Annotated in this window: 10 protein-coding genes; 6 read left to right on the forward strand and 4 right to left on the reverse strand. The window is 43.7% G+C overall.

The genetic code is table 11. From position 1 onward, the window contains the following. Positions 1-30: 30 nt before the first annotated feature. The 4 genes from L2096_RS12485 to L2096_RS12500 all read right to left on the reverse strand — a co-directional run bounded on the left by L2096_RS12485 (position 31) and on the right by L2096_RS12500 (position 5,227). Entirely contained in the window at positions 31-552 is a 522-nt protein-coding gene (locus tag L2096_RS12485) for an acyl-CoA thioesterase (protein WP_004935959.1), read from the reverse strand. Between the two features lie 233 nt (positions 553-785). Beyond that, complete coding sequence (locus L2096_RS12490) at positions 786-1,409, reverse strand: MarC family protein (RefSeq protein ID WP_004935953.1); 624 nt, start codon at positions 1,407-1,409, stop codon at positions 786-788. A 13-nt stretch (positions 1,410-1,422) separates the two neighbouring features. Beyond that, a complete protein-coding gene (locus L2096_RS12495; RefSeq protein WP_004935950.1) occupies positions 1,423-3,483 on the reverse strand; it encodes a choline transporter in 2,061 nt (686 codons plus the stop codon). A 133-nt stretch (positions 3,484-3,616) separates the two neighbouring features. Beyond that, on the reverse strand, positions 3,617-5,227 hold the full coding sequence (locus L2096_RS12500) for a BCCT family transporter (protein ID WP_250365543.1): 1,611 nt from the start codon (positions 5,225-5,227) through the stop codon (positions 3,617-3,619). Between the two features lie 255 nt (positions 5,228-5,482). On the opposite strand from L2096_RS12500, the gene betI reads away from it, so the two are divergent. The 6 genes from betI to L2096_RS12530 all read left to right on the forward strand — a co-directional run bounded on the left by betI (position 5,483) and on the right by L2096_RS12530 (position 13,375). After that, complete coding sequence (betI, locus tag L2096_RS12505) at positions 5,483-6,109, forward strand: transcriptional regulator BetI (protein WP_004935942.1); 627 nt, start codon at positions 5,483-5,485, stop codon at positions 6,107-6,109. Further along, positions 6,102-7,574: a betaine-aldehyde dehydrogenase gene (gene betB, locus L2096_RS12510; protein ID WP_250365544.1), complete on the forward strand. Its 1,473-nt coding sequence runs from the start codon at positions 6,102-6,104 to the stop codon at positions 7,572-7,574. The genes betI and betB overlap by 8 nt, the downstream gene beginning before the upstream one ends. A gap of 89 nt (positions 7,575-7,663) precedes the next feature. After that, on the forward strand, positions 7,664-9,322 hold the full coding sequence (gene betA, locus L2096_RS12515) for a choline dehydrogenase (RefSeq protein ID WP_250365545.1): 1,659 nt from the start codon (positions 7,664-7,666) through the stop codon (positions 9,320-9,322). Positions 9,323-9,838: 516 nt separating this feature from the next. Next, a complete protein-coding gene (gene mqo / locus L2096_RS12520; protein ID WP_004935935.1) occupies positions 9,839-11,470 on the forward strand; it encodes a malate dehydrogenase (quinone) in 1,632 nt (543 codons plus the stop codon). Between the two features lie 84 nt (positions 11,471-11,554). Next, entirely contained in the window at positions 11,555-12,826 is a 1,272-nt protein-coding gene (locus tag L2096_RS12525) for an MFS transporter (protein WP_250365546.1), read from the forward strand. 63 nt (positions 12,827-12,889) lie between these two features. Beyond that, complete coding sequence (locus L2096_RS12530) at positions 12,890-13,375, forward strand: hypothetical protein (RefSeq protein WP_004946059.1); 486 nt, start codon at positions 12,890-12,892, stop codon at positions 13,373-13,375. The last annotated feature ends 37 nt before the right edge of the window (positions 13,376-13,412 follow it).

A 13,412-nucleotide genomic window follows, 5' to 3' on the forward strand; every position in this document is an offset into this window, starting at 1 on the left:
ACAACCAGACCACTACTCAGCCATAGCGCTTTATGCCTGCTGACTCGTTTTAAATAGGCTGCAAGACGGGCCAGAATTGTCTTGTAAACGGCGTTGTTTACGCTGCTCTGCTGCCTCAAAACGACAGCGTTTCCACTCGGTATCGAGCTTTAAGGCTGGCACGGCTTTGGGTTTGCCATTTTCATCGACTGCCACCATGGTGAAATAGCAGCTATTGGTATGGCGTACTGTACGCTTTTGAATATGTTGTGCTTCTACACGAATCCCGATTTCCATCGAGGTTTTACCCACATGGTTCACACTGGCCAGAAAAGTCACCAGTTCACCCACATAAATTGGCTCTTTAAAGGTGACTTTATCGACCGACAGCGTAACCACATAGCTACCCGAGTAGCGGCTTGCACAGGCGTAAGCCACCTGATCGAGCAATTTTAAGATGGTTCCCCCATGGACATTTCCTGAAAAGTTAGCCATATCTGGGGTCATTAAGACCGACATAGTCAATTCAGATTGTTCTTCAGAAGTTTGTGTAATTTGATCTAATGGAGACATAGTGTTCTTTCGCTCTACACGGGAAAACGTTATGGCTTTCATTATGAAACAATTTACTCTAGATAACCATGTCCATTTCGGCAAAAGCTTATCTGTGTATGAATTTCAGATATGTACATTTCACCTCATATACAGCGCTTGTATAAAACAGACCATGGCGACAATTTGAAATACATCCTAATCAATAAAAAACGGGAGCATATCGCTCCCGTTTTCTATTTGCTTAAAGTCAGTTAACCCAGCGGTATGTCTTTGACTACCCCCGTGATTCCGGTAATCATCATATCAATCGCGATGGTACCAATCAGTAACGCAGATAAACGCCCGACAATATCTACATAACGATCGATATATTTGGCATGTTTATAGCGTAGATGATCGTGTGCAAATTTCATTAAAATGAGCAAACTACAGGTCACGGTCAGTGTTAAAGCAATAATCAGCGCCGCACCACCAATAGGAAGTCCGATTCCGGTCACTACAGCCGCACTGATCGTACCCGGGCCAATCATAAACGGCATTGCAATGGTGCCAGCCAGATGTTCAGGCGCACCACGCATTTCACCAATGGTATCTGCACCCTGAAACACATAGCGATAACCAATCACCAAAAAGATAAGCCCACCAAAAATCTGGAATGCTTCAAAACGTACATTCAAATATTTGCTAAAGATGGTTTCGCCACCCCAAGCAAATAAAACAAAGACAATAAATGCAATCATACAACCTTGTATCAATGCTCTATTAAAGACCTTTGCTTCAGAATTTCGGATCATACCGATCATGTAAATGCTCATCAAAAATGGATTGAGCAACGAAAAAAACAAGGCAAAGGAATGAATATACGGCGTCAACATTCAACGGCTCCCCTTAGGCTTTAGGGTCTGGAAATAGTGGTCGGTTCCCCGGACTGATACGATTGATATGCAAGAATGTCATATGGCGCTCGTAACGATCCAGAATGTCATTAATCACCTGTTCCTTGGTATAACCTACAAGGTCGTTTCCTTGAGATCCTTCATATAGATAGGTCTCTAAACGATAATAGAACTGTTTGCCACGTTTACCGCGTTCACTAAAGTTGGGCGCAATATAACGGACAGGCCAGATCTGGTAAATAAAGTTTTGTTCCTCTTCAAGGTGAATCGTGATATCCAAATGATAAAGCTCTGGATCTTCTTCAAGTTCAACCTCCTGCACATCGACAGTGACTGCACGCTTCTCAAGCTCATCGGCAACTGCCTGAACCGCAGGTTTACAGATTTCGTTCAGCATACGCTTGGTTTCTGAAGTTCCCGGATGATGCATCACGCGTGACAAACGCTTTTTCCAGTTCAGAATGTCCACATTCCCCACCACTGGGGCTGCATTGAGACTGGCACTGGCCTGCCGGTAATCTTCTAGCCGCAGCGACTTGTACAAACCTGCCATCACCAAGAACATCACAAAACTAAAAGGCAAGCCCATAATAATGGTGGCGTTTTGCAGTGCGGTAATCCCGTTGGTCATGAGCATTGCAAGCGTGAGCAAACCAATCGCCACCGCCCAAAAAACACTGAGCCAGCGCGGTGCATCATGATCGATGTTGGTAAATTGAGTGGTAAAGTTCCCCAAAACCAGTGCACCTGAATCTGCCGATGTGACATAAAAGAGCAAGCCGGTAATGGTAGCGACACCCGCAATAAAAGGAAACCACGGATATTGTGCAAGCAAGTCGTAAAAGCCATGCGCAGGATTGACTAAAACGGTTTGCGCCAGTGCAATATTGCCATCGAAAATGACATTATGGAGTGCGCTGTTTCCGAAAATAGACAGCCAAGTCAGGGTAAATAATAATGGAATAATCAAAGTCCCACTGACAAACTCGCGAATGGTTCGTCCACGTGAAATACGTGCCAAAAATAGCCCCACAAAAGGAGACCATGCCACCCACCACGCCCAGAAAAACAGCGTCCAGTTGTTCATCCATTCTTTCGGTTGAGTAAATGCAAAGGTTTCCAGTGCCAAGGTAGGAAAACGACTTAAATAGTCCCCCACATTTTGTACCAGTGCATTTAATAAGAACTCAGTATTGCCTAAAAACAAGATAAACAGCATCAGGCCAACAGACACATAAATATTGACTTCCGATAAAATCCGTAAGCCCTTATTGACACCAGACGTTACCGAAATAATGGTGATAATGACTGCCACCAAAATTAATGCGGTTTGAACCCATAAGTTTTCAGGTAAATCAAACAACACATGCAAGCCATAATTGAGCTGCACCACCCCAATACCACAGGTGGTGGCAATCCCGAAAATGGTCCCGATTACGGCCGCAGTATCGACACTATGGCCAATGGGTCCATTAATTTTTTTCCCAAAAATAGGATATAACGCTGAACGAATCGTAAGTGGCAAATTATAACGATAACTAAAATAACCTAGAGCCATTCCGACCAGTGCATACATACACCAGCCAGTGAGTCCATAGTGAAACAGTGTCCAGACCATCGCCTGACGTGCTGCTTCATAGGTCTGGCCCTGCCCTACAGGTGGGTTCATATAATGAGACAATGGCTCTGCCACCGAGAAAAACATCAAATCGATGCCGATCCCTGCCGAGAACAGCATGGCTGACCAGCTTAATAGACTAAACTCTGGTTTGGAGTGTTTGGGCCCCAACTTGATATTGCCGTAGCGCGAACAGGCAATAAATATCACAAACACCATATACAGCGTTGCAGCAAGCAGGTAGTACCAACTAAAAGTGGCACTCACCCAGCCAAGCACAGCACTCAGGATGTGATTGGCAAACTCATTGAATAAAATCGTCGTTAAAGAAAATATTAAAATAATAAGCGCAGAAACGTAAAAGACCACACGATTTAAACGATCTTTCGGATGAGTCGTTTGATCATCAACTGCTCTTGGATTATCTGTTGCCATACAATCCTCAAGAAAATAAAAGAAAAAGACAAAAGCCAATCCTTCAGCACCTGCATGAGCTGCTCAAGGATTGACTAAACTACACTGTTGTTTTTGCCTGAACCGGTCAGGAATAAAACATTGCCATCTACAATTACACGGAGCTGGTTTCTTTGGCTGGTTGTACAGATGCTCGCGTTTGGGTCATCTGTGCCTCAGCGTGCAGTTTGTGTGTTTCTTCTTGCTTTAATGCTTTCGCAAGCCCATACATATAAAGCATTAAAATCACGGAAAATGGTAAACCACATAACACCACCGCACTTTGCATGGCACTAAAGCTGCCCGCGAGTAATAGTCCGATACTCACGATGGTGATCGTGACGGACCAAAAAATGCGTAACCAAACCGGTGAATCACTATCGCTTGTGCCACCTTGAGATGACAAGTTGGCTATCATAAGTGTACCAGAGCCCACTGGGGTTAAAAATAAAACGAAACAAATCACCACAACAATTCCAGCCACATACGGATGAAAAGGCAAATATTCAAGTAACTTAAACAAAGACATGGCTGGATCTTTGAGTACCAAAGTTCCCAAAATACCCTGACCTTGATTTAAAATTAAATCAATTGCCGTGTTGCCAAAAATCGAAATCCACGCCAGTGTAAAACCTAACGGAATGAGGCATACACCCAAAACCACTTCCCGAATGGTACGCCCCTTTGAAATACGGGCAATAAACATGCCCACAAACGGCGCCCAAGCAATCCACCATGCCCAGTAAAAAATCGTCCACGATGCCAGCCAGCCTGTGGCTTTTTTGTCATACAAATACAGATCAAAACTTTTTTGCACGAAGTGACTTAAGTAATCTCCAGTATTTTGCACCAGCCCATTTAACAAATGATTGGTTGGTCCGGTAAAAAACACAAAAGCTAAAAGCAGATAAAGCAAGCGCAGATTCACTCGTGACAACCACGCTAAACCTTTTTCAATACCAACCACGGTGGTCATGGTGGCCACCACCATCATTAAAACAACTGTGGTAATGAGCGTTAGGCTGGAGTTTGGAATCATCGGAAACAAGTAGCAAATTCCTGACACTAAAACCAGCGCACCAATCCCCAGATTGGTCACCAAAGAAATGATCGTGGCCAAAATACCAAAACCATCGACCATATGACCAATCAAGCCATGAATTCGTTCGCCAAAAATAGGATACAGTGCCGAACGTAATGCCAGAGGCAAATCACGCCTGAAGGCAAAATAACCCAGTGTGACACCTACCAACGCATACAGCACCCAGCCATGTATACCCCAGTGCAAGAAGCTATACATCATGGCATTTTGAGCGGCTTCAACGGTGCCGCCTTGCCCTTCAGGAGGTCGCAAAAAATGATCGACGGGCTCAGCCACGCCGTAATACAGTAATGCGATCCCGATTCCGGCAGAAAAAAGCATAGATGTCCATGCCAGATAGCCAAATTCAGGACGGTCATGTGCTTTACCTAAAGGAATTTGCCCGACTTTGGAAAAAGCCAGCCAAGCAACAAAACCTAAAGAAAGTACCACCACCAGCACGTAATACCAGCCAAATAACTGGTTTACCTGCTGTTGAATCCACGTCAGTCCATTTTGGCTGGCACTAGGAAATAGCACAAACAACAAGCCGAAAAGACTGATACTGATTGCCGAACTCCAAAAAACGAAAGGATTCAGGCGAATCGGTAAGATGACGTTTTGTGTGTTACGTTTTGACCACATAACATTGCTCCTTGCACGGATGTGATTCGTCATTATTGATACTGCTGGCGCGCATCTCTCATGAAATTCCATCCCACGAGTTTGCTAAATGCTGGCGACTTTTAAATTTCCGTGCATTCATAGAAATAACGGAAATTTGCATAATGATACTTTTAATTGATTGAACGTTCAATCAATTAAAAGTATCATAAAAAGGTGCTATCATGTTCTGTAGATCATTTATTGAAGCAAAACCTTATATTTTTAAGGATATACATGAACAAACGCAGAGTAAAACCCGAGCACGTGCGTCGTGAAGAAATTGTAAACGCCGCATATGACGTGATTTTTGAAGTGGGGTTATCCAACACCACCATGGCTCAAATTGCGAAAAAAGCCCAACTCTCGGTGGGTATCGTCAGTCATTACTTTGGCGACAAACAGGGTCTCATTAACGCTTGTATGCTAGAGATGCTCAATGTACTACGTCGTAAAACGGCGCAGTACAAAGCTGAAGTAAATGAGTTACAACCCGAGAATATGATTAAAGCGATTATTGATTCAAACTTTGATATTAGTCAGGTCAATCAAAGAGCAATGCGTATCTGGCTTGATTTCTGGTCTGCAAGTATGCACATGCCGGAACTCAGCCGATTACAGCGCATCAATGACCAGCGGCTTTACTCCAATCTGAAGTTTCATTTTCTGGAGTTAATGCCCAAGGATCAGGCCAGCATTGCAGCACGCGGTTTGGCCGCATTGATTGACGGACTCTGGTTACGTGGCAGTTTAAGTGGAGACACTGAATTTGACAGTGCACTTGCTCGAACCATTGCATATGACTATGTCGAGACTCAGCTACGGCTGGTAAAGCAAATTAGGCAGGAGAGACAAAATGAGTGATGTTCAACTTCATCGTTTATACATTCATGGACAATATGTTGATGCAACCAGCGGCAAAACCTTTGACAGTATCAACCCTGCAACAGGTGAAGTGATTGCCACGATTCAGCAAGCCTCAAAAGAAGATATCGATGCCGCTGTAAAAAGTGCACTGCAAGGCCAAAAAGAATGGGCTGCTAAGACTGCCATGGAACGTTCTCGTATTTTACGTCGCGCAGTCGATATTTTACGTGAACGCAATGACGAGCTTGCTGCACTTGAAACATTAGATACCGGCAAAGCCTTGAGCGAAACACGCAGCGTCGATATTGTCACAGGTGCCGATGTCCTTGAATATTACGCTGGATTGGCCACTGCCATTCAAGGTGAACAGGTTCCTTTACGTGAAAGCAGCTTTTTTTATACCCGCCGTGAGCCATTGGGCGTAGTGGCTGGAATTGGTGCGTGGAACTATCCAATCCAGATTGCTTTATGGAAATCTGCCCCTGCCTTGGCCGCAGGCAATGCCATGATTTTTAAACCAAGTGAAGTCACACCACTTACTGCATTTAAACTTGCAGAAATTTATACCGAAGCTGGTTTACCTGCTGGTGTTTTTAACGTCGTACAAGGCTCAGGACGCGATATCGGCCCTTACCTGACCGAGCATCCTGTGATTGAAAAGATTTCATTTACCGGTGGCGTGGAAACTGGCAAAAAAGTTATGGCCAGTGCCGCAGGCTCAACCCTCAAAGACGTGACTATGGAACTCGGTGGAAAGTCACCGCTGATTATTTGTGATGATGCCCAGCTTGATCGCGCTGCTGATATTGCCGTTATGGCCAACTTTTTCAGCTCAGGCCAAGTCTGTACCAACGGTACGCGTGTTTTTATTCCTGAACAGCTTAAATCAGCCTTTGAAGCCGCTGTGGTTGAGCGTGTAAAACGCATTCGAATGGGTGATCCGCAGCACGATGATACGAATTTTGGTCCAATGGTGAGTTTTGCACATATGGACAAGGTGTTGTCTTATATTGCTTCCGGTAAGGAACAAGGTGCAAAAGTACTCATTGGCGGACAGCGCGCCACGCAAGCAGCGCTTAAAGACGGTGCTTTTGTAGAGCCAACTGTATTTACCGACTGTACAGATGATATGAAAATCGTACAAGAAGAAATATTTGGGCCCGTCATGAGTATCTTGACTTATGCGACAATTGAAGAAGCCGTTCAACGCGCCAACAGTACTGTTTTTGGTTTGGCAGCAGGTGTGGTCACTCAGGATATTTCCTTGGCACATCGCATTATTCACCAACTGGAAGCCGGTATCTGCTGGATTAATACGTGGGGAGAATCCCCAGCCGAAATGCCAGTCGGTGGTTATAAAGAATCGGGCGTAGGGCGTGAAAATGGTATCTCGACGCTCAACCACTATACCCGATCAAAATCGATTCAAGTCGAAATGGGCGATTACCAGAGCGTGTTCTAAAACACGCGACGCCCTTTTTAAAGTTTCCTCATAAATCTGATGTCACTGCTGCTATCACAGCGTGACGCATACAATATTAAGGAATAGCAATGACGACTCAATCTTACGATTATATTATTATTGGCGCAGGCTCTGCAGGTAATGTGCTGGCCGCGCGTTTAACTGAAGATGCCAATACATCGGTATTACTTTTAGAGGCTGGCGGCCCCGATTACCGTCTGGATTTTCGTACGCAAATGCCAGCGGCACTCGCCTTTCCGCTTCAAGGCCGACGCTACAACTGGGCTTACCTCACCGAGCCTGAACCGCATATGAATAACCGCCGTATGGAATGCGGTCGTGGTAAAGGACTGGGTGGCTCATCACTGATTAACGGCATGTGTTACATTCGCGGTAATGCAATGGATCTCGATGGCTGGGCCAAGCTTAAGGGTTTAGAAAACTGGACCTACGCCGACTGTCTACCTTATTACAAAAAAGCAGAAACGCGCGATATCGGTGGCAACGATTATCATGGCGATAGCGGACCGGTTAGTGTTGCAACGCCTAAAGCAGACAACAATGTCTTGTTTCATGCCATGATTGAGGCTGGTGTTCAGGCTGGTTATCCACGCACAGACGATTTAAACGGCTATCAGCAAGAAGGCTTCGGCCCGATGGATCGTACCGTCACCAAAAACGGTCGCCGCTCGAGTACGGCACGTGGCTATCTGGATATGGCCAAAGGCCGACCGAATCTGACCATTGTTACGCATGCCATGACCAATAAGATCTTGTTTAATGGCAAACAGGCCATTGGTGTGGAATATATTCAAGGCGCCAACAAAAACGATCTGAAAAAAGTCCTTGCCAATAAAGAAGTGCTGTTATGTGCTGGTGCGATTGCTTCACCGCAAATTTTGCAGCGCTCAGGCGTGGGTCAAAGCACCTTTTTAAAATCGATGGACATTGATGTGGTTCATGATTTGCCAGGTGTAGGTGAAAATTTACAAGATCACTTGGAAATGTATTTACAGTACAAGTGCAAACAACCTGCGTCACTTTACCCTGCACTGCAATGGTATAACCAGCCAGCAATCGGTGCAGAATGGCTATTTTTAGGCAAAGGCATTGGTGCCAGCAATCAGTTTGAAGCAGGTGGCTTTATTCGTTCGTCTGACGAGTTTGAATGGCCAAACATTCAGTATCACTTCTTGCCTGTTGCCATTAACTATAACGGTAGTAATGCAGTAAAAGAACATGGTTTTCAAGCACATGTCGGTTCAATGCGATCTCCATCACGTGGGCATATCAAACTCAAATCGAAAGATCCGTTTGAGCATCCAAGCATTTTGTTTAACTACATGTCGACTGAGCAGGACTGGCAAGAGTTCCGCGCTGCCATTCGTATTACCCGTGAAATCATGCATCAGCCTGCGCTAGATCCTTATCGTGGTGAAGAAATTAGTCCTGGTAATCAGCTTTCGACAGATGCACAACTCGACGATTTTGTTCGTAATCATGGTGAAACGGCTTATCATCCATCGTGCAGCTGTAAAATGGGTGAAGATGAAATGGCTGTGGTGGACCATCAGGGACGCGTGCACGGCATGCAAGGTTTGCGTGTTGTAGATGCCTCAATCATGCCGCTGATTATTACAGGCAATCTGAATGCCACCACCATTATGATGGCAGAAAAAATTGCCGATCAAATCCGTGGTCATGCCCCACTCCCGCGTTCTACTGCTCCGTATTATCGCGCATCGTAACGCTAATTTTTTCAAGTTGTTTTCGAACACGATGCATTTTGTATCGTGTTCGAATATCGTCATATTTGACTATCTAGCGTACATTTTTTTCTTTTTAGGTATTTTTGAGGTCTCTATTTGATTATTTACAATTCACTTTATATGTGATGTGATGCTTTTTTTATCTGTTTTTGAATAAATTTAAGCATTTTACCAAATGTTAAAAAAATTATAAGCAGTTGAATTTATAAAATTTATTTAACAATATAACTAATATTTATTAAACTAATTTCAACATTTCAAATAAAAATTATATTGTCAATACACAATTCATCTATAATACGCCTCCGATGGAAATGTATGGTCAAATTTAAAAAGTGAATTGATTCATTTGCTGTATGGATTAAGACATTTTACTCCCTCTCTCTGAACTTAAATTTGCCATCATTTCCAGAGTCGATTTCTCTCTTGATTTAGTATTTTTCTTTATTTCGCCTTTACGCGATGCTAATCACCTACCCCAAGGTCCTTTATCGCATGAAAAAGTTTCTACGATACCTTTTGGTATTGATTGTTGTTCTTTTAATTGCAGCGATCGCCTTCCTTTTTAGGCCAATTGCTTCCAAAAAAATTCAAACCGCTGCTAGTGAGCCTGTTGTAGATGTGGTTCTGGTAGGTGGTGGTATCATGAGTGCCACGCTTGGAACCTATTTGACTGAGCTTGAACCGAACTGGCAAGTTCGTATGTACGAACGCCTAGACAAAGTTGCTCAGGAAAGTTCAAACGGATTCAACAACGCGGGTACGGGCCACTCTGGCTTCATGGAAATGAACTATACCGAAGAAAAAGACGGTAAGATGGACATTTCTAAAGCTGTAAAAGTTGCAGAACAATTTGAAATTTCAAAACAGTTCTGGGCCTATCAAGTGAAACAAAACGTACTTGGCAAGCCATCTACTTTTATCAATCCAGTTCCGCACCATGCTTTTGTATGGGGTGACAACGTTGCGTTCCTTGAAAAGCGTTATGCAGCAATGATTAAAAATCCATTGTTCTACGGTATGCAGATGACTGAAGATGCAAACCAGATCAAACAATGGGCACCGCTCACCATGGAAGGCCGTGATCCTGCACAAAAAGTGGCAGCAACACGTATGGAAATTGGTTCTGATGTAAACTATGGTGCGATCACCACGCAACTGGTAGATAACCTCAACAAGCATCAAAACTTCAAGCTTTCTACTTCTACCGAAGTGACTGGCATCAGCCAAAATGACGACAAAACCTGGACTGTTTCATTTAAAAATATGAAAACTGGCCAAGCCGATCATGTAAAAACACGTTTTGTCTTTATCGGTGCGGGTGGTGCAAGCGTTAAATTGCTGCAAATGACTGGTTTACCAGAATCGAAGCAATATGCTGGCTTCCCTGTAGGTGGCGTATTCTTAATGACGGACAATCCTAAAATTGCCGCAGAACATACAGCAAAATTGTATGGTCGTGCTGATCTAGGTGCGCCGCCAATGTCTGTTCCACATATTGATACACGTTATATCGACGGTAAAAAATATGTGTTATTCGGACCATTTGCGACTTACTCGAATAAATTCTTAAAAGAAGGTTCTCAGTTTGATTTATTGGCATCGACCAATAAAAACAACGTATTGCCAATGACTGCTGTTGGTATGGAAAATCTTGATTTGGTGAAATACTTGGTGAGCCAAGTCATGATGACCGATGAAGACCGTTTTAACGAATTGAAAAAGTACTATCCAAATGCAAAACGCGAAGACTGGCGCTTGAACCAAGGTGGTCAACGTGTTCAGGTCATCAAAAAAGAAGAAGGCAAACCAGCCAAGCTTCAATTTGGTACTGAAGTGTTTGTATCTAAAGATCGTTCGGTCACCGCATTGATGGGTGCGTCTCCGGGTGCTTCAACTTCTCCTTACATCATGTTGAGTTTGCTTGAAAAAGCCTTCCCACAACAAGTTGAAGGTGAGTGGAATCCAAAACTGCACGAGATGGTAAAATCGTACAAACAGAAGTTAAGCGAAGATCCAGTATTGCTTGACCAAGTACGTCAGTACACCAGCCAGACTTTAGGTTTGCACTATACACCGCTGACACCAGCAGACTTTGCTAAGCTTGCTGCATCACAATCGAAGTAATTTTTAAAGATTCAAAAAAAGGATGAGCAATGGCTCATCCTTTTTTATCTCCTCTCCTTCATTGATTAATGTGCTGTATTTATCATGTCATCATCTTCTGATTTTTTTGCTGCACTGCGCTACAGAGATTTTTCGCTGCTCAGCCTGAATCAGTTGTGTCTAACCTTAGCCATTTTAATTCAAGAAGTCGTCGTCGCTTATTCGCTCTATCAAATCACGAAAAACCCGCTCATGCTTGGTCTGATCGGTCTAGTCGAACTCGTTCCTTTTATTGTCTTGTCGTTGTGGGGCGGTTATATCGCCGATTATTTCAACCGGCAGACCATTTTAAAATGGGGCTTTGCCCTGACCTGTCCTATTCCGGCATGTTTGGCACTGCTATTTTTTCTACACGCCCAACAGAGTATAGAGCTTCCTCTTTTTTTACTTGGCGTTTATGGCTGTATTTTTGTTTTAGGGCTGTTAAGAGGCATTTATAGCCCCTCATTTAACTCTTTACGACCTTTTTTGGTTCCTGAGAAAATTTACAGCAATGCCAATACATGGACAGCATTGATTTGGCAAATTGGCGCCATGCTTGGGCCGCTTCTTGCGGGCGTGATGATGGGACAGTTTGGCATTTACATTACACTGAGCTTAGCCTTACTGTTGCTGTGTGTTGGTAGCGGTGCTGTGGCCATGATTGGTCCACGATGCTTTCCTGCTGTGGCACGACAGCCCATGATTCAAAGTATGCAGCAAGCGATTCAATTTATGCTAAACAATCGCATGATTTTTTGGTCCATGCTGCTTGATTTAAGTACGGTACTATTTGGTGCTTTACTCACATTACTGCCTATTTTTGCTGAGGAAATTTTAAAAAGTGGCGCTTCTGGTCTGGGGCTGTTACGTGCTGCGCCTGCTATTGGCACATTGTGTATGACCTTTGCGCTGATGCGCTATGATCTGACACAACATGCATGGCGTAATATGCTGGTTGCAACGCTCGGCTTTGGTCTGTGTGCTGTGACTTTTGCCTGCTCACGCTCATTGGTGTTGTCCTTTGTGCTTTTAATTGGACTGGGTGCATTTGATAGCATGAGCATGATTATCCGCCAGACATTGTTGCAGTTACTTCCGTGTAAATCACTCCTTGGGCGTGTCGCTGCCTTGAATGGAATTGTCGTCACATCAGGTAATCAGATCGGTGCCTTTCAGGCCAGTCTCTTTGCACGATTATGGACGGTTGTACCCGCTACATTAGTGAGTGGTGGCGCCTGCCTCATGATTTCACTCGCAATTGGCTTATCACAACGAGATTTACTCAAATCAAAAATAAAGCAGCATAAACATACATTTCTTACATCTCATAAGTAGATATGAGCTGTCAAAATTCGTATGCTAAATTCACGTTTACATGTAATGGAGAATTCTTTTTTTATGGCCAATACAAGAGAAACGTCACATAAAATTTACTCGACTTTATATGTGCTCGTACTGGTCGTAATCGGCATGTATTGTGTGCTCAATGCCACTTATACGGCTATTATTGGTGGAACGACCTTTTACTTTTTTGCGAGTGTAATTTTATTTGTGCAGTCAGTGATGGCTCTGCGCCCCTCTGAGCATACGCGTAATCTGGCTGGCTTTGGCCTGATCGTGCTGGTTGCGGTCTTACTTTATACTCATGGTTTAGGTTTTTTGAGTCATTTAAAAGCAGTCGCGCTATTGCCTGCCATTGCGTTAACGCTTTTTGGACTACCCGCTTTATCAAATGAACCAAAAAAACTGAATGCCTTAAAAACCATTTTATTGATGTCTTTTATTATATTGGCTGCAGTTCAATACTATGAATTGGACTACTTAAAGGGTTATTACGATTCACTGCATAATGGCGAAACGTGGCAAAAATATGGTGCCCTATAAGTTCACTTATTAAGTGGTAAACAAGGGCACACGCCTA

This window comes from Acinetobacter sp. ACZLY 512 (genome assembly GCF_023614015.1).
Classification (GTDB): Bacteria; Pseudomonadota; Gammaproteobacteria; order Pseudomonadales; family Moraxellaceae; genus Acinetobacter; species Acinetobacter soli.

Excerpts from the sequence above, each read along its gene's own strand:
- L2096_RS12485 (WP_004935959.1), bottom strand. The coding sequence starts at position 552 with ATGTCTCCATTAGATCAAATTACACAAACTTCTGAAGAACAATCTGAA.
- L2096_RS12530 (WP_004946059.1), top strand. The coding sequence starts at position 12,890 with ATGGCCAATACAAGAGAAACGTCACATAAAATTTACTCGACTTTATAT.
- betI (WP_004935942.1), top strand. The coding sequence starts at position 5,483 with ATGAACAAACGCAGAGTAAAACCCGAGCACGTGCGTCGTGAAGAAATT.
- betA (WP_250365545.1), top strand. The coding sequence starts at position 7,664 with ATGACGACTCAATCTTACGATTATATTATTATTGGCGCAGGCTCTGCA.
- L2096_RS12490 (WP_004935953.1), bottom strand. The coding sequence starts at position 1,409 with ATGTTGACGCCGTATATTCATTCCTTTGCCTTGTTTTTTTCGTTGCTC.
- betB (WP_250365544.1), top strand. The coding sequence starts at position 6,102 with ATGAGTGATGTTCAACTTCATCGTTTATACATTCATGGACAATATGTT.
- mqo (WP_004935935.1), top strand. The coding sequence starts at position 9,839 with ATGAAAAAGTTTCTACGATACCTTTTGGTATTGATTGTTGTTCTTTTA.
- L2096_RS12500 (WP_250365543.1), bottom strand. The coding sequence starts at position 5,227 with ATGTGGTCAAAACGTAACACACAAAACGTCATCTTACCGATTCGCCTG.
- L2096_RS12495 (WP_004935950.1), bottom strand. The coding sequence starts at position 3,483 with ATGGCAACAGATAATCCAAGAGCAGTTGATGATCAAACGACTCATCCG.
- L2096_RS12525 (WP_250365546.1), top strand. The coding sequence starts at position 11,555 with ATGTCATCATCTTCTGATTTTTTTGCTGCACTGCGCTACAGAGATTTT.